A 21,937-nucleotide genomic window follows, 5' to 3' on the forward strand; every position below is an offset into this window, starting at 1 on the left:
GACGTTGCCTTGATCAGTTGAAGCGCCCCTCCTCAGTGTGGGAAATCACGCTCAACGGTGGTGGAGTGGGTCGCGGTTCGTGCCCGGCCGGTTGGATGAGTTGCTCGCCGGGCCCAGGCTCCGCCTGCACACGGCACGGCATCTGAGTGCCTACGCCACGCTGGACGTCACCACCGATGAGGTCGTCGGCCGCTTGCGCGCACGCTGCCGAGCGACCGAGTTCGGGAAGTCCCTGGCCGCCATCGATCATCGGGTTCGATCCGCGTGGAGTCGGCCGGTCGACGCCGCTGGAGTGCGAGCTCAGCCCGTCGATCGGGAGCTTCCCGTCGCGGCCGACCGACGACCAGTTCGCGGCGTTCACCGCGCAGGCGCGCAACGACGAGGCCGCGTGCGAGCGGGCCGGGGGCGGGCTGCGGCCGTACATCAACACCCCGAACACCGCTCGCGACATGGGTTCCGTGTCCTGACAGAGGAACTGGTGATGGACAACGTCTCCACCACCGGCCGATGACCCATCCCGGTTCGTCGTGCACTACAACCTCGACGTTCCAGGCTCAACTTCGGTGAGCGATGGTTCGCCGAACTGACCGCCAAGAAAGGAAGCCATATCGGCATTCACGCACTACAGCGGACGAACCAAACTCAGGACACTAGTCGGCTCGTGCCAGCGCTTCGGTCAGGCGTGCGCGGACGGCGTCCAACGCGGCGATCTTCTCCTCGACGGCGACGAGCCGTCCGGTGATGATCTCGGTGCTTTCGGCGCAGACCGGGCCGTGCTTCATTTCCTGGTCGAGGCACGGCAGGAACTCGCGGATGTCGTTCGCGGTGAGGCCCATCGACAGCAGTTGCCGGATGTTGGCGACCCTGACGAGTGCCGACTCGTCGTAGTCCCGGTAACCGTTCGAGGTTCGCCGGGGATGCAGCAGGTGCTGCTGCTCGTAGTAGCGCAGGGCTCGGATCGTCGTGCCTGCTCTGGTCGCGAGCTCCCCGATCAACATCTCATCCCCCGGCGCGCAGGCCTCCGTCTACACGGACGACGGTACCCGTGAGGTACGCGGCTTGGGGACGTGCGGTGTTCACGATCCACCAGGCGATCTCCGCGGGTGCGGCGATCCGGCCGAGCGGGATGCGGGCCTGGAGGTCGTTGCCCGCTTCGGCGATCTGGTCGTCGGAGAAGCCCGCGTGGGTCAGCACCGGGGTTTCGGTGATGCCCGGTGCCACCGACACGACGCGGATGCCGCGCCCGGCGAGTTCGAGCGCCCACGTGTGGGTCAGGAAGTCCAGGCCGACCTTGGTGGCCCCGTAAATCGAACTGCCCGGCCAGCCGAACTCGGGCGGATTGGAGGTGACATTGACGATCACGCTGCCTGCGTGCAGGTGCGGCAGCGCGTGCTGAGTGAGGAACACCGGGCCGAGCAGGTTGGTCGTGACCTCGCTGGCGGCGACGTCCCGATCGATGGTGCCCAGCGGTGCCGGGCGGGTGATGGCGGCGTTGTTGACCAGGACGTCGATGCGGCCGAACGCGTCGAGCGCGGCGGTGACGATGGCGGCGGGTGCGTCCGGGGTGCCGATGTCGGACACGAGCGTGCGGATCTTCGGGTGTGCTTCGGCCGTTTCGGCGAGGCGTTCGGCGGTGCGGCCGGTGATGAGGACATCGGCGCCCGCGTCAGCGAACTGCCGGGCCGTCGCCTGGCCGATTCCGGTGCCACCGCCGGTGATGATCACGGCTTTGCCGTGCAGGGTGTTCGTTTCCTCCATGTCCGCCGACGCTAAAGCTTGACCCCGGCGTCAGGGTCAAGCCGACTCGGCTCGACGGCGGATCGCACGCAGCATGCGCGGCACGATGATCCGGTGCCCACCGGTGCCGATCACCAGCAGGCGGTAACCACTCCCCAGCAATCCGGGGAACTCCGCGCTGGACCGGGCACGCAACACGGTCGCGGCCGGCTCCGCGTCCAGGATCAGGTCGAGTTCGTACCGCGAGAACCGGTGCTTGCCCGACAGCTTGAGGCGCTGCTCCGGCACGGCTTCGGACACCGCGAACCCCGGCAGGGTCGCGCCTTCGTCGGGCAGGGTGCCGGTGGCGCGCGCCGGTTCGGCGGCAACCAGCGTGGCGTAGAGCTTCGCGAACGTGTCGCCGACGTTGGGCAGGCCGGCGGGCAACGCTCGCCACACAACGGCCGCCGGTGCGGCGATCCGGATCCGGTGTTCGTCGATGAACGGGAGGGTCATGATCTCCATGCTCCCCTGTCCATCTCGTCGAACAGGGCCGCGGCTCGGGTGGCGGTGTCGCGCGCCCACCGGCCCGTGCTGACGAGTGCGAGGGTGACGACACCGAGGCCGAGCGCGGTCAGCAGGCCCCACAGGCCACGGGCCGCGCTGGTGAAGTCAGTTCCGCCGCGGGACATGGCCGATCCCATGATCGTTCCGGCGAGGGCGACGCCCAGTGTCGTGCCGATCTGGCGGCCGGAGGACGCCACGGAAGCGGCCGCGCCCGCCATCGAACGCGGCATGCCGGACACCGCGGTGTTGGTGATCGGCGGGTTCACCGCGCCGAGAGCCACACCGAACAGCGCGTAGATCGCGAGTACGACCATCAGCGGCGTGGTTGGGCTGAGCCACAGCGACGCGAGGCCGCCGAGCGCCAGTGTGGTCCCGGCGACCACGAGCGGAATCCGGGGGCCGTGTGTGCCCACAACCCGGCCGGTGACCGGCGAAAGCACAAGGATCAACACACCGACCGGCAGCAGGCACAGCCCGGCTGTCAGCGCCGACAGCCCGCGCACGTCCTGCAGGTACTGCGTGGTCACGAACAGGAAGGAGCCGAACCCGCACAGACCGAACACCGCCATCAGGATCGCGGACGTGAACGGCACGCTGCGGAACAGGCGCAGCTCCAGCAACGGGTCCGCACGGCGTGGTTCGTGAACGACGATGCCGGCGACGCCCAACCCGGCGGCCACCAACAGGCCGATGATGACCGGCGACGTCCAGCCGAGCGCGGTCGACTCGATGAGCCCGTAGACGAGGCTGCCCAGCACCAGGATCACCAGCGCCTGGCCGACCGGGTCGAACCGGCGGGCCCGGGGAGCCCGGGATTCGGGCACGTACAGCCGGGTGCACACGATCGCCGCGACCACGATCGGCACGTTGATCCAGAAGATCGACCGCCAGCCGAAGCCGTCGACCAGCGCGCCGCCGACGATCGGCCCCAGTGCCAGCGACAGGCCGCTCATCGAGGCGAACACGCCGATGGCCCGTGCCCGTTCGGCCGGGTCGGGGAACGTGGTCACCACGATGGCCATCGCGACCGGGTTGAGCATCGTGCCGCCGACGGCCCGCAGCGCCCGCGCCGCGATCAGCCACTCGATGCCCGGCGCCATGGCGCAGGCCAGCGAGCCGAGTCCGAACACCGTGAGGCCGACCGTGAAGACCCGCCGCCTGCCGAACCGGTCAGCGCACGACCCGGCCAGCAACAGGAAACTGGCCACCACCAACGTGTACGCGTCCACTGTCCACTGCAGACCGGACACTGCCGCGTGCAGGTCCTCGCGCATCGCGGGCAACGCCACGTTGACGATGGAGATGTCCATCACCACCACGATGATGCTGGCGCAGCAGATCGCCAGGACCAGGTGTCGACGTCGCGGGTTGAGCTCGTTCACCGCGGGTAGTAGCCCCATGGGTGTAGACGGTAGGAGCTGGAGCACGCTCCAGGGCAAGCTGCCGATCCCCCTGTTAGGTTGGCTTCATGGCCGCTGAAGTGGGTAAACGGGCGGAACTGAGTGATTTCCTGCGCAGCAGACGAGCGCGGCTCACACCGGGGGATGTGGGGATCGTCGCAGTCGGGCAGCGGCGCACGCCGGGGCTGCGGCGCGAGGAGGTCGCGATGCTCGCCGGGGTCGGTGTCTCCTGGTACACGTGGCTGGAGCAGGGCCGGTCGATCAACGTCTCGACCGAGGTGCTCGACGCCATCGGGCGGGCGCTGCGGCTGACCGAGCCGGAGCGGGCGCACCTGTACCTGCTCGCCGGGATGAACCCGCCGCCGTTGCGTGCGGTCAGCGACACCAGGGTGAACCCGCAGCTGCGGCGGATCGTGGACGCGTGGCACCCGAGGCCGGCCATCCTGCACGACCAGCACTGGAACCTGATCGCGGTCAACGACGCGACCCGGCAGGTTTTCGGCTACGACGACACCGACCAGAACTGCCTGATCTCGTTCTTCACCCACACCCGGTACCGCAGCATGCAGGTGGAGTGGGCGGCGGTCGCGCCTTCCGTCGTCGCCGCGTTCCGTGCCGACGCGGCGCGCTACCCCGACGACCCGGAGTTCGATCGGCTCGTGCGTGAGGTGGGCGCCGCCAGCAGCGAGTTCGCCGACCTGTGGGCGCGCCACGACGTCGACGTTCCCGTGCAGACAGTGAAAGCCGTGCGGCACCCGGTCGTGGGCGAGTTGTACTTCGACAAGACCACGCTCGTCCCCACCGACCACCCGGACTGGTCACTGGAGCTGTACGACCCGCGTCCCGGCACAGCACAGCGGGTCGAGCGGCTGCTCAGCCTGGTGGTGCCAGTCCCAGGTTGATCGAGCACTGGTTGTCACCGGCGCCTGGTCGGCAGGCTGACGCCATGACTTCTCGATTCAACGGCAAGGTCGCCCTCGTCACCGGCGGCACCAGCGGTATCGGCATAACGACGGCGAAGAAACTGCTCGCCGAGGGCGCGCGGGTGGTCGTCACCGGCCGTGACAAGACCCGCCTGGACGACGCGGTGGAGGACCTGCCCGGAGTCCACGCGGTACGCAACGACGCCGGGAACCTCGCCGACCTCGACGACCTGGCCGCCCTGATCAAGCAGCAGTACGGCCGGCTCGACGTGCTGTTCGCCAACGCGGGTGTCGCGTCGTTCCAGGAGGCGCACGAGGTCACGGAGGACGAGTTCGACCGCGTGATCGGGGTCAACTTCAAGGGCGTTTTCTTCACCGTGCAGAAGGTTCTGCCGTTGCTCACGCCCGGCGCCTCGATCGTGATCAACGCGTCGTGGACGCTCCACCGTGGACTGTCCGGTGCTTCGCTCTACGCCGCGACCAAAGCCGCCGTGCACAATCTGACCCGCACCTTCGCGGCCGAACTCGGGCCGCGGGGAATCCGGGTCAACTCAGTCAGTCCCGGCTACATCGAAACCCCGATGTTCCACGAGAACGTCCCGGTCGACGAGCACGCAGGCGTGATCGCCGCGGTGGCCACCGGCCGGTTCGGCACGCCGGCCGAGGTCGCGGATGCCGTGGCGTACCTGGCTTCCGACGATGCGTCCTACGTCAACGGGCAGGACCTGATCATCGACGGCGGCCTGGTCAGCGTGCACAGGTCGTGAACGGCTCGGCGTCGTAGGCGCGGTGCAGGATGTCGAGGAAGGACGCGGATCCGGGGATCCGGGCGTCACCGATCCGGTTCACGGCGATGCCCGGCGTCCACGAGTTCATCACCACGGCACCGCTGTAGCGGGACGGGTCGGTGATCTCCTCGAAGCGTTGCGGGACACCGAGTTTCTCCAGCTGCCGCTGGACGATCCGCATGGTGATGCCGACGAGGTAGGCCGCGTCCGGCCAGATCACCGACGAGCCGTCCCAGAACGCGAGGTTCCAGATGGTCGCTTCGCTGATCCTGCCGTGGCGGTCGGTGAACGCGGCGTCGTCGAAACCTTGCCTGACTGCTTCGCGCAGGTAGTAGGTCTTGGCCATCTCACCGACGTGCTTCACCGCGGGCACCACGCGCTCGTGCTCGTACGCAGCCAGAGCGAGCGGGCCTTGTGGGCCGGTCGCCGGTGGTGACGTGCGAACCAGCGTCTGCAGGTCGGGCTCGGCCGCGGTGAACTCGCCCGCCGTCGAGTAGACGACTGCCACCAGCGACGCGTCGGCCGGGCTCGCGTCGATCGCAGCACCCAGGTCGGCCAGCACCTGCTCGTCGGGCAGCGCTGTACCGAACATCTCCACCGACGCGGTCCTCAACCGCTCGAGGTGCAGGTCAAGTCCCTTGACCTGCCTGTCACGCACCTGCATGGCCGTCAGGTGGGCGTATCCGGCGAAGGCCAGCGGCGCCAGGTCCGCCTCAGCAGCCGTCCGGCTATTGCGTTGGACTACGAATGAGGTCATGGCGTCACCGTAGGGGTTCACATCGATGTGAACTTCAAGGCGATGGGGGTCACATGAAGATCGGGGATCTCGCACGGGCGACCGGCATCAGCACGCGCCTGCTGCGCTACTACGAGGAACAAGGCCTGATCACGCCGTACCGCACCACCAGCGGTCACCGCGTGTACGGCCGTGACGCGGCGGATCAAGTCCGGCACATCCGTGACCTGCTCGCCGCGGGTCTGTCCACCAGCGCCATCCGCGACCTGCTGCCGTGCGTCGAAGGACCGGGCCTGACGTTGCGGCACTGCGCGGCGCCGACACTGGCCAGTCACCTCAAGGGCATGGACGACCGGATCTCGTCGTTGCAGGCCGCCCGGACCGCCCTCGCCGACCTGCTGACGCGTTCTACCTGGGAATCAGCCCCGACTCGTAGGCGATGATCACCAGCTGGGCGCGGTCCCGGGCGTCGAGTTTGGTGAGCAGACGGCCGACGTACGTCTTCACCGTCGCCATGGACAGGTGCAGGTCACGTGCCAGGTCCTGATTGGACAGGCCACGGGCGATCAGCGTCAGCACCTCGCGTTCCCGCTCGGTCAGCACTTCCAGCTGACGGGACAACGGTTGCGGCACGCGGGCGAACTCGGTGATCAGCCTGCGGGTGACGGTGGGGCCGAAGAGGCCATCGCCCGCCGCGACCACGCGGATCGCGTTGCACAGCTCGGCGGGCTGGGTGTCCTTGAGCAGGAACCCGGCGGCGCCCGCTCGCAGTGCGCCGTAGACGTGTGCGTCCAGGTCGAACATGGTCAGGATCAGTACGCGGACAGCTGGTTGGGCGGCGCAGATCCGTTGTGTGGCCTCGATTCCGTCCATGTCGGGCATCTGGACGTCCATCAGCACCACGTCCGGTTGCACGGCCGCGGCCTGCGCGACGGCTTCCTTGCCGGTCGAGGCCTCGCCGACGACCGTCATGCCCGGTTCGGTGTCGACCAGCGCGCGGAAGCTGCCGCGCAGCAGGGCTTGGTCGTCGACCACGAGGACCCGGATCACCGCTGGTCACCGAGCCGCAGCGTGGCGTGGACGGCGAACCCGCCATCCGGTCGTGGCCCTGCGGTGAACTCGCCGTTGTGCAGCTCGACCCGTTCCCGCATTCCGACCAATCCGTGGCCACCGGGTGCGGTCGCCGTGACAGCGCCGTCGTTGACCACCGAGATGGTCACGCGGTGGGCGTCGGCCCGGACGGTCACCACGCAGCGCGTCGGAGCGGCGTGTTTGACCACGTTCGTGACGGCTTCCTGCACGATCCGGTAGGCCGCCAGCACGACTGGTTCCGGTAGGTGATCGCAGTCGCCAATAGTCATGTCCACGTCGACACCCGCCGATTCCGCCCGGCCGACGACCTCGGTGAGGTCACGCAGCGACGGCGCGGAGTCCTGCCGCAGCAGGCCGAGCAGTGTGCGGATCTCGGCGAGCGCCTCCTTGCTGGTGGCCTCGATGACCTTCAGCGCCTCCCGTGCCGCGCCCGGCTGGGCGTCGGCGATGTGGTTGGCGATGCCCGCTTTGACGGCGATCAGGCCCATTCCGTGGCTGACGACGTCGTGCAGTTCCCGAGCGATCCTCAAGCGTTCGTCCACCGCGATCTGGTGGCGGCGTTGCCGTTCCAGCTCTTCGGCCTGGGCGCGCCGTTCGCGGACGTTGTAGCCCAACGCCCACGCGGCGAGGATCAGCGCAACGCCGATGACGTACCACCACTGGCTGAAAACGGCGGCGAGCACCACTGCCACCAGGCCTGGGACGACGAACCGTTCCGCGCGCCGGAGCACCACGGGATAGCTGACAAGGGCCACCGCGATGAACGGATCCCAAAGCAGCCCAAGGAAAGCCGCGACGAGTGACACCACGACGACGACCACGAGCGTGACCACCGGCCACAGCCGCCGCACGACGACGGCGAGCGCGAGCAGCGACGCGACGACGATCGACAGGAGCAGGCGATCGCCCGGCTCGTCCTTGAGGACGTTGCCTCCGACGCCGATGTCCACGGCGAGCAGCAACGCTGCGATCAGCACTTCACGGACCCAGGCCACGGCTGCACGGTAGCGGGTCATCCCCAGGTATGACGGATCGTCGCGGCACCGGACCGAGGGCGGAGCGGCAACTGTCCACAGCGGTCCGATTCCCGGCGGGCCGCTGATTGGCACTGTCTTCGCTATGACAAATGAGTTCCCCAGCCGCCGGGTGTGCGGTGTCGCGATGGTTCTCGGGCCGCTGCTGCTGCTCACCGGCACACTGCTGCGGTCGCCGTACAACTTCTTCTTCCCCGACCAGCTGGCGGCGGCCGCCGACCACCCGGTGCTGATGAACGCCGCCTACACCGCGTTCACCGCCGGGAACGTGCTGATGGTGGCCGCTGTGGCCGGGCTGGCCAGGGCGATCGGCGGGGTGTGGGGCGCGTGGGGCGGCGTCCTGGTGCTCGTCGGCCTGATCGAGCGGACGTTCCACTCCGGGGTGGATCACGCGGCGTTCAGCGTGCTGCGGCATTCGGGGCTGGAGGCGGCGAACACGTTCGTCGCGAACTTCTACACCGACCAGCACCTGTTCACGTTCCTGTCGTTCACGATCATGTTCGGCTGGTACGTGCTGGCCGTCGGCGCCTACCGGACGCTGGGGCTGGTCCGTGCGATCGCCTTGGCCACCATGGGTTTGCTGCCGTTGGGCGTGCTCAAGGGCACCGAGCTGGTCTCGATCGCCGGGACCGTCGGACTGTGCGTCGCGTTGGTGCCGCTCGGGATCAAGTGGCTGCGGGAGGCTCCTCGGCTGAGCCGCCGCACAGTGCTGATCGCGATCCCGGCGACGCTGGGCGTAGCCGGGCTCGCGTTCCTCAGCACCATGGGGTGAGGTCAGGATTCCTTGCGGTTCACGGCGAACACCGGGATGAGGCGGTCGGTCTTGCGCTCGTACTCCGCGAAGCCCTCGGCGATCTCGACCATCCGGGCGTAGAGGGCGTCGCGCTCGGCGCGGTCGGCCACCTCCTCGGCCGTCGCCTGGTACTTCTCCGTACCAATCTCGATGGTGATCTCGGGGTTGGCCTTGATGTTGTAGTACCAGGCGGGGTGGTTGTCGGCGCCGCCGTTGGACGCGATGATCACGATCCGGTCGCCGTCCGGCAGGTACATCAACGGGTTGGTGACGGAGTTGCCGCTCCTGGCACCGGTCGTGGTCAGGATGATCATCGGCGCTCCCTCGAACATGCCGCCGACCTTGCCGCCGTTGGCACGGAACTCCTCGATCACCTGGGTGTTGAAGTCAGACATCGGAAAGTACCTTTCATCCTCTAGCCTTCTCGGACGAGAACGTCACGATTCTGCCAATTGTTCCCCCTGGCAGTCCTTGCGGGGTACCGGGTTCACAAGGCCGGTAACACCGAGGTAGGCGAAAACGGACTAATCGGGTACAGCCCCCGACCGGAAGCGAGCCATGAAGACCACCTACGCACGGCTCCGCAGAACACTTGGCCAGCTGGCATACGAGAAGAGATACGGCGTCCGCACGGCGGAGCTGATCGAACTGGACAAGCTCGGGATAGCAGGAGAGGGCCGCGGCTACTACGTGGCCGCGAGCTGGCGGACCCTGCGCAGAACACTGGCGCGCAAGGAGATCACCCAGCGCGACGTGTTCATCGACTTCGGCTCGGGCATGGGCCGCATGGTGCTCGAAGCGGCCCGCTTCCCCTTCGGCCGCGTCTACGGCGTGGAACTGTCCACCGACCTGCACGAGATAGCCGAGGACAACGTCAAGCGGACGCGCCAGCGCCTGCAGTGCCGCGACATCCGGCTGGTGCGCACGGACGTGCTGGACTTCGAGATCCCGGACGACGTGAGCGTGGTGTTCTTCAACAACCCGTTCCAAGGGCCGGTGTTCACCACCGTGATCGAGCGCCTGGTGGCGACGCTCGACCGAAACCCGAGGCAGATCAAGATCGTCTACTACAACCCGGTGGAGGAACGCGCCATCCTCGGCACGGGCCGCGCGACTCTGGTCCGCGAACTCGTTCACGCCAAACGCCGCACCGCTGGGACGCCGTTCGGTTTGACCAAGGTTTTCGTGTTGAGGTGAAGTAACCTTTCGCGAATCTTGTTGTCCACAACTGGCCGGTAACCCGCTTGACCTGCCGTTACCCCGTTAGACTGGAGCAGGGACGCCCCCCGGGTTGGGTGGGGGACTGTATGTATAGGTGCTAGGGCGTTTCGTTGTTGTTTTTTGCACGGAACAAGATGGTCACTCGCCGGGAGGCTGACCTCTGGGCAGGAGCCTTGTGTTTGGTGTTCTTCCTGTCCTGCGCTCGGGATCCTTGGTGTGTTTGGGCGTGGGCGCTCCTGCCCGACGGCCTGCCCGGAGGGAACCACGGACTGTCAAGACGTCCGTATCGCTTTCGCTGGGTGTTGCTCTGGGGAGGCGGACCTCCTGACAGGCCGTGGTCGGCGTAGCCCAACCCGACGGGCAGGAGCACCCCCGAAGCCCTCTTGCGCGCTCGCCGCTCGGGGTTGGTTTGCGCTTGTCGCTTGGGCGGCTGCGGGTTGGTACGCGTGGGTGGTTTCCCTGCTGGTGTGATGCGAACTGGGCAGGGTGCTTGTGGTGTGCCCTGCCCAGTTCTCGGTTTGTCAGGCTGCGTTCACGGTCAGGGTGAATTGGCCGAGGGTTGCGTAGCCGGAGTAGCCGTTTGAGGTTGGGTTTCCCGCGCCTGTTCCTTCTACTTGGAATGTGTAGCGGCCGGCTGGGAGGTTCCGGGAGAAGGTGGCGTCGAGGCCGTTCGCCACGTTGGCTGACACGCGCTGGACTGGTGGGTCGATTGTCGCGATGACGTTGCCGTTCGCGTCTCGGACCGTGAGTTCGATGTCCAGGTTCGGAGCGAAGATCGCGGGGGCTGCTTTCGCGGTCAGTGTTCCTCCGCCGTGCTGGATGGCGAAGGCGTCCACGTCGGTGTCTGTGGTGATGATGCCGGTGGTGGGCTGGTTGTTGGTGAGTGCCGCTGCTGAGGCTGGGTCGTTCGGGAAGTCGTCTGCGAGGGTCGGTGCGCCGTTGGCGGGGATGACTGCGAGGTCGTCCTCGGTGTTGTTGGCGTTCGTGTACTCGCCTCGGCTCCACTGGGTCACCGGTTGGCTGTAGCCGACGCCCATGATCGGCGCCCAGTTCGTGTGGCCGCCGTAGTACTCCACGCCTGTCGTCTGGCCGTCGTGGCCGAGGCCGAGGTTGTGGCCGGTTTCGTGGGAGACGATCTCGGCGATCGACTTGCCGTCGTAACCGCCGTCCGCGTATGCCCACGCGGGCTGGTAGTTCGCGTGCCTGTTGGCCTCGTCGAACGTGCCGATGTACGCCTGGCCGCCGCAGCGGCAGTTGGTGACGTCCTTCGGGGTGATCACCGCGCGGGTTCCGTAGACCTCGTCGGAGGTGCCGGACCTCGTGATCCTGTCCTCCGTGGGTTCCTCGGTCGTCACGTCGACGTCGAAGGCGCGGTAGTCCTCGGACACCGACAGGAATGCTTCGTAGATCTTGGCTCGTTCGGCTTCGTTGAAGGACGACGGGTTGCCGTCGGAGTCGTAGGGCGGCGCGTCGATCTTGGCGCCGCCGTTCCACGCGGTGCCCTGCACCGAGTGGCCGTTGAAGTCGAGGTAGAGCGTGCGGTTGGAGCCCGTGCGGCTGTGCAGCTTGAACACGTCGGTGCCGGGCGGCACGTCCAGCGCGGTGGTTTCTGCGTCCTGTGCCTTGGGGGCGTTCTTGGGCTCGACTGATCTGATCCGGCCGTCGCGGTCGACCTGGAAGTGGTCGCCCTTCGCCATCCGCAGCACCTTCTCCGGCGAGAGGCCGTTGACCAGGGACAGGACCAACGGTGAGACGGCGCCGAGCGAGCGGGGCTCGTCGGACTGTGCTTCCGGTGCGGACTGCGCGGGAGCGGGGATGAGCATGACCAGCGCGGCGGCTGCGACAGCAGCAGTCACACCGGTTGCCCTTGCAGGGGTAGACAACCGAGACAGCTCCTTCGAGTTAACCCGAATGGGTTCATTCGCGGCCAACCTACAAACAATCGGTCTACCTGACTACCGGCAAACGGTGTTTTTATCCCCCGGACGGAGTAGGCGAGTGTTCACCTTCGCGTGGGAGATCTGGTGGCTCAGACGTGGCAGAGTCATGTCTCGTGCGAATCCGTGTGTTGCTCTCGTGTGCCCTGCTCGGCCTCGTGACGGCCCAGCCCGCGACGGCCCAATCCAGCGTCGGACCTGCGAAGATCCGGTTCTCGACGTTCAACGCCTCGCTCAACCGCTCGGCCACCGGGCAGTTGGTCGCCGACCTGTCGACTCCGGACAACGCACAGGCGCGCAAGGTCGCCGAGGTGATCCAGCGTGACCGGCCGGACGTGCTCCTCGTCAACGAGTTCGACTACGTGCCGGGCAACAAGGCGGCTGACCTGTTCCGGGCCAACTACCTGCGGCGTGGCCAGAACGGCGCCAGGGCCATCGACTATCCGTACGCCTTCACCGCGCCTGTGAACACCGGCGTGCCGAGCGGGCTGGACTTCAACCGCGACGGCCGCTCCGACGGGCCGGACGACGCGTACGGATTCGGTCTTTTCCCAGGTCAGTACGGCATGCTCGTGCTGTCGAAGTACCCGATCGACCTCGGCGGGGTGCGGACGTTCCAGAACTTCCGGTGGAAGGACATGCCGGGCGCGAAGCTGCCGGACGACCCGGCGACCCCGGCCAGGGCGGACTGGTACTCGCCGCAGCAGCTCGAGGTGTTCCGGCTGTCGTCCAAATCACACTGGGACCTGCCGTTGCGGGTCGGTCGTCAGGCACTGCACTTCCTCGTCTCGCACCCGACGCCACCGTCCTTCGACGGCCCCGAAGACCGCAACGGCACGCGTAACCACGACGAGATCCGTCTGTGGGCCGACTACATCACGGGCAAAGCCGGCTACCTCTACGACGACAAGGGCAAGCGCGGCGGCCTTGAGCGCGGCGTGAAGTTCGTGATCGCCGGCGACCAGAACTCAGACCCGGTCGACGGTGACAGCGCGCCGGGCGCGATTACCCAGGTCCTCGGCTCGGGACGGGTGATCGACACCAAGCCGAGCAGCCGCGGCGCGGTCGAGGCGGCCAAGGAGCAGGGCGGCGCGAACCTGACGCAGCGCGCGAACCCGCGTTACGACACCGGCGACTTCAATGACAACGCGCCCGGCAACCTGCGTGTCGACTACGTGCTGCCGTCGCACGGCCTGATCCCGCTGCACTCCGAGGTGTTCTGGCCGCTCAAGGGCTCGCCGCTGGCCCGGCTGAACGACACGTCGGATCACCACTTGGTCGGACTGACCCTGCTAGTTTTGGCTTGGTGACGAGGACTCTCACCCTGCTGCGGCACGCCAAGTCGGCGTGGCCCGACGGTGTACCGGACCTCGAGCGGCCGCTGGGCGACCGCGGCGTGCGGGAAGCCCCGCTGGCCGGTCGCTGGCTGGCCGAGAACGTGCCTGACCTGCGGTTCGTGGCGTGTTCGACCGCGGTACGCGCCCGGCAGACGTGGGAGCTGGTCTCAGCCGAACTGGCCACGCGGCCGGAGGTCCGCCACCACGCCAAGATCTACTACGGTCCGCTCGTCGAAGTGGTCCGTGACCTGCCCGCCCAGGTCACCTCGGCCCTGGTGGTCGGGCACAACCCGGACATGGAGGATCTCGCCGAACACCTGACCGGGACGGCGGTGACGTTCAAGACGTCGACGCTCGCCGTGCTGCGCAGCGATTCGCCGTGGTCGGACGTCGGGTCCGGGTGGGGCGAGCTGGTCACGACGGTGACGCCACGGGGCTAGCACTACTCCGATCGAGCGACGCTGATCACCCGGGTTTGTTCTGGTAGCGGGAACCCTGAAATCCTCGTGGTCGGGCGTCGACGCGATTGGGTTCGGACACATGCCGCAGGTGAAGCTGGGGGATGACAGCTCACCGTTCGGGCGTGAGCTGCGCAGGCTGCGCACGCGGCGCGGGCTGTCCTTGCAGAAACTCGCCGAGCTGGTCAACTACACGCGCGGGTACATCGGCAAGGTCGAGACCGGCGACAAGCCGCCGACCAGCGAACTCGCCAGGCGCTGCGACCAGGTGCTCGAAGCGGGCGGCCAACTGGTCGCGCTGGCGACCTCGGAAGGCCTGCCCCGGTTGGCCCAGCTGCCCGCCGCCGCGGCCACGTTCGTCGGCCGTGACCACCACCTGAGCCAATTGGACCTCGCCCTGTCGGGTGACATGCCCGGTGCGCCGTGGACAGTCGCCGTCGACGGCCCGCCCGGGGTCGGCAAAACAGCGTTGGCGTTGCGGCTGGCCCACCAGGTGAAGGACCGGTTCCCGGACGGGCAGCTGTACGTGGACCTGCACGGCTACTCCCCGGACGGCCAGCCGTCGCTGCCGGACGTCGTCCTCGAGGAGTTCCTGGTCGCGCTGGGTACGAGCGCCGCGGCGATCCCCGCGTCCACCAGCCAGCGCGCGGCGCTGTACCGGTCGTTGCTCGACGGCAGCCGGATCCTGCTCGTGCTCGACAACGCCCGCGACTCCCGTCAGATCGAGCACCTGCTGCCCGGCTCGGCGGGCTGCGGCGTGATCGTGACGAGCCGGATGCGCCTGTCCGGCCTGCCGATCAGGCAGGACCAGCGGATCACGCTCGGCCCGTTGACCGAAGACGAGTCGATCCTGTTGCTGCGCACAGTGATCGGCAACGACCGCGCGGACGACGAACCGGAAGCCACAGCGGGACTGGCCCGCCGGTGCGGGCACCTGCCGTTGGCGCTGCGCATCGCGGCCGAACGAGTCGCGACCCACCCGCACCACTCGGTGGACGAACTGGCCGACGAACTCGGCGCGGAAGAAGAACGGCTCGACGTACTGTCCACAGACGACGACTCGGTCGCGGTCCGGACAGTGTTCTCGTGGTCCTACCGGGACTTGTCCGGCGAATCCGCACGGATGTTCCGGCTGATCGGCCTGCACCGCGGCCCGCACCTGAGCGTGCACGCCGCCGCCGCGATGGCTGACGTGACCGTGGCACACGCCCGGCGTTTGCTGGACCGTCTGGTCGGCGTGCACCTGGTACAGGGATTGGGCGGCGGACGCTACCGGTGTCACGACCTGTTGCGCGTGTACGCCGCCGAGCGCGCGCTGGAGGAAGAGCCGCAGGAGTCCAGAAACCTGGCGGTGCAGCGGGTTCTGCACTGGTATCTGCAGACGTGCTACTCGGCCAACCACGTGCTCTCCCCGCAGCGGTTCGAACCCCCGCCCGAGGACTGCCCGTTCTCCCTGCCGGAGCTGGAGTTCGCGTCATACGACGAAGCACTGGCCTGGTGCGAGGCGGAAATGGCGAACCTGATCGCCGCGCCCCGGCTCGCACTCGAATACGGCGAGGACGCGATCGCCTGGAAAATCCCGGTGTGCAACTTCAACTTCGTGTTCCTGCGCAAGCGCTGGAGCCCGTGGATCAGCGCACACGAACTCGGCGTCGCAGGCGCCCGCCGCCTGGGCGACCGGTTCGGCGAGGCGTGGGCGTTGAACAACATCGCGCACGGCTTCCGTGAACTCCGCAGGTTCAAGGACGCCAAGGAATCCCTCGCCCAGGCGATGGAGATCCGCAAGCAGATCGACGACCAGGTGGGTCTGGCGTGGACACTGACGGCGATGGGTTTCGTCGACGGCGACCTGCGCCAGTTCGCGACGGCGACGGCATCGCTGACAGAAGCCCTGCGGATCCGCGCGGACGTCGAACGCGAACACGCGGACAACGCCCAACTGATGATGGCGAACAAGCAAGGACAAGGAATCGCCAGGGCATCGTTGGGCAACGCGCTGCGTGAACTCGGACGACTCGACGAAGCCCTGAACGAACTGAACCAGGCGCTGCGGATCTTCCGGGACATCGCCGACCGGCACGGCGAGGGATACACGCTGGTGAAGCTCGGCGACCTGTACGCGAGGTTGCGGCGGCCGGACGAGGCGCTGGCGAACTTCGAGGAGGCTCTTGCCACTCGGCGGGAGATCGGTGATCGGTGGGGTGAGGCTGAGACCCTGCACAGCAGGGGCCGTGTTCTGCTGGACACGGGTGAGGCCGAGGCCGCTCGCGAGTCTTGGCATGACGCGTTGGCTATTTTCACTGACCTCGACGATCCTCGGGCTGAGGATGTTCGCGCTTCTCTCGCTTCCACTCCTCGTATCGTCGGGTGATTTCGTACCGATGGCACTTTCGTCGAATCTGTCTATCCACAACTGGCCGGTAGCATCCTTGACCTGCTGTTCCCCTTGTAGACTGGAGCAGGGACGCCCCCCGGGTTGGGTGGGGGACTGTATGTATAGGTGTTAGGGCTTCTTTGGTTTTTGGTTTTTGGTTTTTGGGTTTTGGCTTGGTTTTTGCACGAACAAGCCTGGTCCCTCGCCGGGAGGCAGACCTCTGGGCAGGAACCTTGTGTTTGGTGTTCTTCCTGTCTGGCGTTCGGGATCTTGGTTTTTTTGGGCGTGGGTGCTCCTGCCCGGAGGGAACCACGGACTGTCAAGAGGTCTGTTTGGCTTTCGCTTGATGTTGCTTCGCGTGGCGGACCTCCTGACAGACCGTGGTTGGCGTAGCCCAGGCCGACGGGCAGGAGCACCCCCGAAGCCCTCTACCGCGCATGCGCGCTCGCCGCTCGGGGTTGGGCTGTCGCTTGCACAGCCGGGAAGGCAACGCTCCGCGCTGGCGTGTGGGCTGCTATCGCTCGACCGGCTGGGCGATCCCTGCTCTTGCATGCGAACCATCGCGAGCTGGGTCTCGCTCTCGCTCAGCTTGCATAAAGCCGTCGTGGGCCGGTTGTGCGATGGGTTGTGCTGGACGGGCGCACCCTCGGCGGCGCCGTGGGTCAGTTTCGCAGACCGGACCGGCGTTCTTCTCGGGCTCCTGGCCACGTCTGTCAGGAGGGCTTACTAGCGCAACGCGTTGGACAGTCTGGTCAGGTAGGCGTTCGTGTTCACCGACACCGCTGCGCGTATTGGCTTTCTCCCTTGTCCTGCTTGGCTTTTGATGTTCGTGTCGTCGGCTATTCTTCTCCAGTCCGATATCAGTTGGCCTCTGGTGTGGGTTCCGCGTAGTTCTACCGACACCACGACTTCCTTGTACTCCGCCATGGTTGGGTCTTGGAGCAACGCGGCTGCCAGTGGGTCGTGGATCGTGCAGGTTCGGTAGCCGGACATCCTCGAGTAGAAGTCCGCGTAGTGCTTCAGCAGTGCTGTTGCGAATTGCGCTTTCGGGGTTGGGATTTCCGCCAGTGCTGTCAGCCAGGCTTCGTCTGCTTTCGCTGTTTCCGTCACGTCGAGGCCTACCAGGGTCAGGTTTTCGAATCCCGCTTCGAAGACCAGGTCCGCTGCTTCTGGGTCGTGCCAGATGTTCGCTTCCGCGTTCGGGGTCACGTTTCCCGGCACTCCCAGCGCGCCGCCTAGGATCATCACCGACTTCAGCAGGTGCGGCAGCCGCGGTTCCAGCAGCAGCGCCAGCGCCACGTTCGTCAACGGCCCCAGTGCCAGCAGTGTCAGCTCTCCCGGGTTTTCCCTTGCCAGGTGGACGATTTGTTCCGCTGCTGAGATCTTCTCCGGTTTTCTTGCCGGTGGTTTTCCTGCCTGGCCGCCGAGTCCGTCCGCGCCGTGCACGAACTCCGTCGTTCGCAGTTCCTGGGCCAGGGGGCGGGCTGCTCCGATCGCCACCGGCACCTCGGTCAGGCCTGCCAGGTCGAGGACCTGTAACGCGTTGTCCGCCGCTGTCGGGGCGGGCACGTTGCCGTGCACGCTGCCCACCGCGACGATTTCCATGTTCTCTTGTGCTGCGAGGAACAGGATCGCCAACGAGTCGTCTATGCCCGGGTCTGTGTCGAGGATGATGCGCACAAGTGCCGACTCAACCAGAACGGCGTCTTGGACGCAGCAATGTTGTGCTGAGCAACCCGTACAGCGCAGCGCCTGTCACGAATGCCACGACCACGCCTATGTTGCTCGCGCCGACGCTGCCCGCCTTCGCGCCTTCGGTGAGGAGGTAGCCGAGGATCGCGCGGATGTTCTCGTCCTGCGACGTGACCAGGCCGAGGCCTACCACGATCGCGACCACTATGGACACCACGCCCGCCGGGTTGACCGCGCCGTAGTGGCCCGAAGGGTCGTACAGCGCGTCCTTCGAGTAGCCGTCGCGGCGGTGCAGGAACATGTCCGTCACGAAGATCGCCGACCATGAGGCCGTGACCACGCCGATGACGATCAGGAACGACTGCACGGGCGCCAGGAAGCTCTGCGCGAAGAACAGCAGGTAGGCACCGCCGATCACCATCAGCACGCCGTCGATCGCCACCGCCGCCCATCTGGGCGTTCTCAGCCCGAGTGCCAGCAGGTTCAGCCCTGAGCTGTACAGGTTGAACACCGCTCCCGCGATCACGCTGAGCATCGTGGCCAGCAGGAACGGGATCAGGAACCAGGTCGGCAGCGTCACCGCGAACGCGCCGATCGGGTCGATCGCCGCCGCGGCCGCGAGATCCGGCTTGCCTGCTGTCAGCAGCACGCCGAAGAGCATCAGCACGGCCGGCGCGCTCGCGCCGCCGATCGTGGTCCACCAGATCACGGATTTCGGTGAGCCCGTGGTGTAGCGGCTGTAGTCGGCTCCGCCCGGTGTCCAGCCGATGCCGTTGGCGATCACCAGCGAGACACCGCCGATCACCAGCGCCACGCCGCCCGCTTCTGTTCCGCCGGTGAAGTCGAGGTCCGGGATGATGATCACGAAGTAGCCCGCCACCGCGGCGGCGACCGCGATGGTGATCCACTTCTGCACGCGCAGGATCACGTCGTAGCCGTAGATCGCGATCAGCATGACCAGCGCCGCCGTGACCAGGAAGCCGAGCACCAGCATCGGGGTCGCGCCCAGTCCCGGGCTGATCCGCTCGAGGATCGTGCGGGTCGCCAGTGCACCCAGGGTGACGCTGACGGTCTCCCAGCCGACCAACGACAAGTACACGAAGAATGTCGGTAATTTGTTCCCGTGGTGCCCGAAGGCCGCCCGGCTGAGCGTCATGGTCGGCGCGCCGCCCCTGGTCCCGGCGCGCGCGACCAATCCGACCACCGGGTAGGAAACGGCCAGCCCGACGGCGACCGCGAGGGCGCCCTGCCACGGATTCAGGCCGAGACCCACCACGAAGACGCCGTAAGCGACGGTGAAGAAGCTGAAATTCGCCGCTGTCCACGGCCAGAACAGGCCAGCCGGTCTGCCGTGGCGCTCGGTCTCGCCGACCCAGTCGATGCCTTTGCGCTCGACCTGCCAGCTGCGCCGCGCGGTCCCGGCCACAGGCACCCTCCCTGCTCTTTTGGGGTGACGCGGAGGTGTCTCCCAAAAGAGTCGACAAGTCACCCCTGCAAACAGCTGCCCCAGCAGTCAATCGTTGACCGTAAGCGGAAAGTAACAGGCGTGTCCGCACTTGAACAGCAGCATGTTCTAGGGGTCTTGCTGGTGCCAGGGTGGCGCGTCAGGCAGTGCCCGGTCCCGGGAGCGCGCCCAGTTTCGTCTCAGTGCTGGGCGCGGGTTCGCTCTGTCCCGATCCACTCGGACGCCAGTGCGTACGGGTCCACGATCGAAGAGGTGCCCTCGGCGATGCGCTGCACGGCGAACCTCAGCAGGTGACTCGCGTGCTCCGCGCCGACGCCCGCCTCGGCGGCGAGGCGTTCGTACGCCGTCTCGGACTCCCACGCGCGCCGGCAGTGCGCCGCGACCAAGTCCGGTAGGTAGTCCATGCCCCTTTGTACTCCTCCAGCTCGCATGAGGTTGAGACGTGCGCAGACCATATTGGTTATGCCACTGCGGGGGTGACTATCACCATGCGTCGTTCGCGTAACGTTCATGGAATGACGAACTCCGCCCGCCAGGTGCTGAGCAGGACGCAGGAAGAACTGACTCCGGCGCCCGGTGCCAATCGCCTGTTGCCGCTGGTGGCGGCTTGGCGGGCGCCGGTGTCGGCGCTCGCGGCGCTCGCCGCGGAGGAACGCCACATCATCACCAGTGACTGGCGTGCGTTCCTGACGCTGGCCGCCCGCGCCGAAGATCCCGCCACGAGGCAGTTCTTCAGTTTCCTCGCCGTCGGGGAGAGTTTGGCGCTGGATTTGCTCGTCCCGCTCGCCGAGGCGACAAGTGCGGACATGGACGAATACACGCCAAAGGCGGGTTGTCAGGCGTATCCGGCATATGTCGCGTCGTTGGCGTTGAACGCGGCGCCGATCGACGCGCTGCTCGCATTGTTCGCCAACTTCGCGGCGTGGGGCGAGTACTGCGCGTCGATCTCCGAGTCCTTGCGGGAGAACTACGGATTCGACGACAAAGCGTGTGGTTTCTTCGACTTCTTCGCCAAACCCGTTCCGGAGCTGGAACAGCACGCGTTGGCCGCGATCCAGGCCGCGCTGGACGCGGGCTGGCAGCCCGACGAGGCCTTGCGGCACGGGCGGTTGCTGCTGGACTACGAGCTGATGTTCTGGAACACCATCGCCGACATGGCGGGCAATTAGGGACGCAACGCCTGGAACATGATGGCGCCGAGCCGTCCCGGTTCGCCACCGATGTGCCGTTCGGCCGCGATGATCCCGACGAGGATCGCCTTCAGGTCCGCACCGGTCACGTCGGTGCGGACGGCTCCAGCCTGCTGGGCACGGGCGAGCAGGTGGTCCTGTTCGGCGCGCAGTTCCTGGCTGGCCGGGCCCATGACGTCGCTCAGGTCACGGCCGGACGTGGCGAGCGCCTCGCCGAGCGCCTTGTTGCCGACCACCTTCTCGATCATCCGGACGAAGAAGCCGAAGAACGCGGCGCCCGGGTCGTCGGCGTCCGCAAGCGCTTTCGCGTCCGCGACGAGCGCGTCGACACGGCTGATCAGGATCGCTTCGAACAGGGCTTCCTTGGTGGGGAAGTGCCGGTAGACGGTGCCGATGCCGACTCCCGCGCGCCTGGCGACCTCGTCGACCGGCACCGCGAGACCCTCGGTCTCGAAGACCTCCTGCGCGACTTCGAGCACCCGTGCCCGGTTGCGGCGCGCGTCGGCCCGTAGCGGCCTCTCGGTCTCCGTCATGCTCCTCATCCGTCCGCTGACCTGGACCTGTGACTCTATCCCGGGTCCGGCGCGGGCGACTGTCGACTGTGACGCGGTAGCCGCGCCTCGTAGTCTGCGATGAACAGCTCCATCGCCGCGTCGACCGGTTCGCGTTCGCCCGTGGCGAGCAGGTCGAGCAGCAGGCCCCTGGCGACGGCCAGGCCGAGCCGCGCGCTCACCTTGGCGTCCTCTTCGGACAGCCCGTGGCTCACGCCGAGCGCGATCATGGGATCCAGCCAGGCGTGGACCACGTCGTCGAGCAGGTCGGCCGTGCCCGGTCTGCCTTGCAGCGCCTGACCGTAGACCTCGAAGAACAGCCTCGCGTTGGGCCACAGCGACGGGTCGGAAACGCGCCGCCAGAACCGGCGTGCCATGTCGCCGGGTGACTCGCCGGGTTCGTGCGCCAGGCCGGCGAGGACTTCGCGCTGCTGGGCCTCGACGGTCTTGATGATCTCGACGAGCAGGCCTTCCTTGGAGCCGAAGTGGTAGATCAACATCCGGTGGCTCGTGCCCAGACCGGCCGCGATCTGGCGCAGGCTGCGGTCGGTGACTCCGTGTTCGGCCATGTATGCCACCGCGTCGGTGAGCAGCCGTTGCTTCGTGGCCATCATTTGTACCGAATGGTACATGTACCATCTGGTACACGAAGGAGGCAGGCAC

Annotated in this window: 24 protein-coding genes; 10 read left to right on the forward strand and 14 right to left on the reverse strand. The window is 67.1% G+C overall.

Annotated features, from left to right (window positions below; all coding sequences use genetic code 11):
* The first annotated feature begins 176 nt into the window (after positions 1 to 176).
* Positions 177 to 467, forward strand: coding sequence for a hypothetical protein (locus AOZ06_RS51125; protein ID WP_054295990.1), 291 nt, complete (start codon positions 177 to 179; stop codon positions 465 to 467).
* Positions 468 to 650: 183 nt separating this feature from the next.
* Here AOZ06_RS51125 and AOZ06_RS51130 read toward each other — a convergent pair whose 3' ends face one another.
* The 4 genes from AOZ06_RS51130 to AOZ06_RS51145 are packed head-to-tail and all read right to left on the reverse strand — an operon-like array spanning position 651 to position 3,683.
* Positions 651 to 998, reverse strand: a complete 348-nt coding sequence (locus AOZ06_RS51130) for a MerR family transcriptional regulator (RefSeq protein WP_054295991.1) — start codon at positions 996 to 998, stop codon at positions 651 to 653.
* A 1-nt stretch (position 999) separates the two neighbouring features.
* Entirely contained in the window at positions 1,000 to 1,758 is a 759-nt protein-coding gene (locus AOZ06_RS51135) for an SDR family NAD(P)-dependent oxidoreductase (protein WP_218921911.1), read from the reverse strand.
* Between the two features lie 36 nt (positions 1,759 to 1,794).
* Entirely contained in the window at positions 1,795 to 2,232 is a 438-nt protein-coding gene (locus tag AOZ06_RS51140) for an SRPBCC family protein (protein WP_218921912.1), read from the reverse strand.
* Positions 2,229 to 3,683: an MFS transporter gene (locus tag AOZ06_RS51145; RefSeq protein ID WP_054295992.1), complete on the reverse strand. Its 1,455-nt coding sequence runs from the start codon at positions 3,681 to 3,683 to the stop codon at positions 2,229 to 2,231. Before AOZ06_RS51145 ends, AOZ06_RS51140 begins: the two co-directional genes overlap by 4 nt.
* Before the next feature lie 68 nt (positions 3,684 to 3,751).
* Here AOZ06_RS51145 and AOZ06_RS51150 point away from each other — a divergent pair, with 68 nt between their 5' ends.
* Together AOZ06_RS51150 and AOZ06_RS51155 are read left to right on the forward strand one after the other, a co-directional pair.
* Positions 3,752 to 4,585 (forward strand): helix-turn-helix transcriptional regulator, encoded by an 834-nt coding sequence (locus AOZ06_RS51150; RefSeq protein WP_054295993.1) that lies wholly within the window; start codon positions 3,752 to 3,754, stop codon positions 4,583 to 4,585.
* 44 nt (positions 4,586 to 4,629) lie between these two features.
* The gene (locus AOZ06_RS51155) at positions 4,630 to 5,373 is read left to right on the forward strand and encodes a glucose 1-dehydrogenase (protein WP_054295994.1); all 744 of its coding nucleotides are present in this window, start codon (positions 4,630 to 4,632) and stop codon (positions 5,371 to 5,373) included.
* Here AOZ06_RS51155 and AOZ06_RS51160 read toward each other — a convergent pair.
* Positions 5,354 to 6,151, reverse strand: coding sequence for an aminotransferase class IV family protein (locus AOZ06_RS51160; RefSeq protein ID WP_054297530.1), 798 nt, complete (start codon positions 6,149 to 6,151; stop codon positions 5,354 to 5,356). The genes AOZ06_RS51155 and AOZ06_RS51160 overlap by 20 nt on opposite strands.
* Positions 6,152 to 6,204: 53 nt before the next feature.
* Here AOZ06_RS51160 and AOZ06_RS51165 point away from each other — a divergent pair, with 53 nt between their 5' ends.
* A complete protein-coding gene (locus AOZ06_RS51165) occupies positions 6,205 to 6,573 on the forward strand; it encodes a MerR family transcriptional regulator (RefSeq protein WP_054295995.1) in 369 nt (122 codons plus the stop codon).
* Here the strand turns inward: AOZ06_RS51165 and AOZ06_RS51170 are convergent.
* Positions 6,539 to 7,180 (reverse strand): response regulator, encoded by a 642-nt coding sequence (locus AOZ06_RS51170; protein ID WP_054295996.1) that lies wholly within the window; start codon positions 7,178 to 7,180, stop codon positions 6,539 to 6,541. The two genes, AOZ06_RS51165 and AOZ06_RS51170, sit on opposite strands and share 35 nt — an antisense overlap.
* Entirely contained in the window at positions 7,177 to 8,217 is a 1,041-nt protein-coding gene (locus tag AOZ06_RS51175) for a sensor histidine kinase (protein WP_169799096.1), read from the reverse strand. Before AOZ06_RS51175 ends, AOZ06_RS51170 begins: the two co-directional genes overlap by 4 nt.
* A 124-nt stretch (positions 8,218 to 8,341) precedes the next feature.
* Here AOZ06_RS51175 and AOZ06_RS51180 point away from each other — a divergent pair, with 124 nt between their 5' ends.
* On the forward strand, positions 8,342 to 9,028 hold the full coding sequence (locus AOZ06_RS51180; RefSeq protein WP_054295998.1) for a hypothetical protein: 687 nt from the start codon (positions 8,342 to 8,344) through the stop codon (positions 9,026 to 9,028).
* 2 nt (positions 9,029 to 9,030) lie between these two features.
* Here the strand turns inward: AOZ06_RS51180 and AOZ06_RS51185 are convergent, their stop codons facing one another.
* On the reverse strand, positions 9,031 to 9,444 hold the full coding sequence (locus AOZ06_RS51185) for a nitroreductase family deazaflavin-dependent oxidoreductase (RefSeq protein WP_054295999.1): 414 nt from the start codon (positions 9,442 to 9,444) through the stop codon (positions 9,031 to 9,033).
* Positions 9,445 to 9,607: 163 nt separating this feature from the next.
* Here AOZ06_RS51185 and AOZ06_RS51190 point away from each other — a divergent pair, with 163 nt between their 5' ends.
* The gene (locus AOZ06_RS51190) at positions 9,608 to 10,246 is read left to right on the forward strand and encodes a methyltransferase domain-containing protein (RefSeq protein ID WP_054296000.1); all 639 of its coding nucleotides are present in this window, start codon (positions 9,608 to 9,610) and stop codon (positions 10,244 to 10,246) included.
* A gap of 545 nt (positions 10,247 to 10,791) precedes the next feature.
* Here AOZ06_RS51190 and AOZ06_RS51195 read toward each other — a convergent pair.
* Positions 10,792 to 12,126 carry a zinc-dependent metalloprotease family protein gene (locus AOZ06_RS51195; RefSeq protein ID WP_054296001.1) on the reverse strand — a complete coding sequence of 445 codons (1,335 nt, stop codon included), beginning with the start codon at positions 12,124 to 12,126 and terminating at the stop codon, positions 10,792 to 10,794.
* Positions 12,127 to 12,323: 197 nt separating this feature from the next.
* Between AOZ06_RS51195 and AOZ06_RS51200 the strand changes: the two genes are divergently transcribed.
* The 3 genes from AOZ06_RS51200 (at position 12,324) to AOZ06_RS51210 (ending at position 16,373) form a co-directional block, all read left to right on the forward strand.
* A complete protein-coding gene (locus tag AOZ06_RS51200) occupies positions 12,324 to 13,517 on the forward strand; it encodes an endonuclease/exonuclease/phosphatase family protein (RefSeq protein ID WP_054296002.1) in 1,194 nt (397 codons plus the stop codon).
* Positions 13,514 to 13,984, forward strand: a complete 471-nt coding sequence (locus AOZ06_RS51205) for a SixA phosphatase family protein (RefSeq protein ID WP_054296003.1) — start codon at positions 13,514 to 13,516, stop codon at positions 13,982 to 13,984. The genes AOZ06_RS51200 and AOZ06_RS51205 overlap by 4 nt, the downstream gene beginning before the upstream one ends.
* 100 nt (positions 13,985 to 14,084) lie before the next feature.
* Entirely contained in the window at positions 14,085 to 16,373 is a 2,289-nt protein-coding gene (locus tag AOZ06_RS51210; protein WP_054296004.1) for an ATP-binding protein, read from the forward strand.
* A 729-nt stretch (positions 16,374 to 17,102) separates the two neighbouring features.
* Here the strand turns inward: AOZ06_RS51210 and AOZ06_RS51215 are convergent.
* The 3 genes from AOZ06_RS51215 to AOZ06_RS51225 form a co-directional block, all read right to left on the reverse strand.
* A complete protein-coding gene (locus AOZ06_RS51215; protein WP_054296005.1) occupies positions 17,103 to 18,056 on the reverse strand; it encodes a nucleoside hydrolase in 954 nt (317 codons plus the stop codon).
* 10 nt (positions 18,057 to 18,066) lie between these two features.
* Positions 18,067 to 19,494 (reverse strand): purine-cytosine permease family protein, encoded by a 1,428-nt coding sequence (locus AOZ06_RS51220; protein WP_054296006.1) that lies wholly within the window; start codon positions 19,492 to 19,494, stop codon positions 18,067 to 18,069.
* Positions 19,495 to 19,712: 218 nt separating this feature from the next.
* Positions 19,713 to 19,937 carry a hypothetical protein gene (locus AOZ06_RS51225; RefSeq protein WP_054296007.1) on the reverse strand — a complete coding sequence of 75 codons (225 nt, stop codon included), beginning with the start codon at positions 19,935 to 19,937 and terminating at the stop codon, positions 19,713 to 19,715.
* A 111-nt stretch (positions 19,938 to 20,048) separates the two neighbouring features.
* Here AOZ06_RS51225 and AOZ06_RS51230 point away from each other — a divergent pair, with 111 nt between their 5' ends.
* Positions 20,049 to 20,702 carry a hypothetical protein gene (locus AOZ06_RS51230; RefSeq protein WP_054296008.1) on the forward strand — a complete coding sequence of 218 codons (654 nt, stop codon included), beginning with the start codon at positions 20,049 to 20,051 and terminating at the stop codon, positions 20,700 to 20,702.
* Here AOZ06_RS51230 and AOZ06_RS51235 read toward each other — a convergent pair.
* Together AOZ06_RS51235 and AOZ06_RS51240 are read right to left on the reverse strand one after the other, a co-directional pair.
* On the reverse strand, positions 20,699 to 21,256 hold the full coding sequence (locus tag AOZ06_RS51235) for a TetR/AcrR family transcriptional regulator (RefSeq protein ID WP_054296009.1): 558 nt from the start codon (positions 21,254 to 21,256) through the stop codon (positions 20,699 to 20,701). The two genes, AOZ06_RS51230 and AOZ06_RS51235, sit on opposite strands and share 4 nt — an antisense overlap.
* Positions 21,257 to 21,291: 35 nt before the next feature.
* Positions 21,292 to 21,885: a TetR/AcrR family transcriptional regulator gene (locus AOZ06_RS51240; protein WP_225953121.1), complete on the reverse strand. Its 594-nt coding sequence runs from the start codon at positions 21,883 to 21,885 to the stop codon at positions 21,292 to 21,294.
* Positions 21,886 to 21,937: the final 52 nt, after the last annotated feature.

This window comes from Kibdelosporangium phytohabitans (assembly GCF_001302585.1).
GTDB lineage: Bacteria > Actinomycetota > Actinomycetes > Mycobacteriales > Pseudonocardiaceae > Kibdelosporangium > Kibdelosporangium phytohabitans.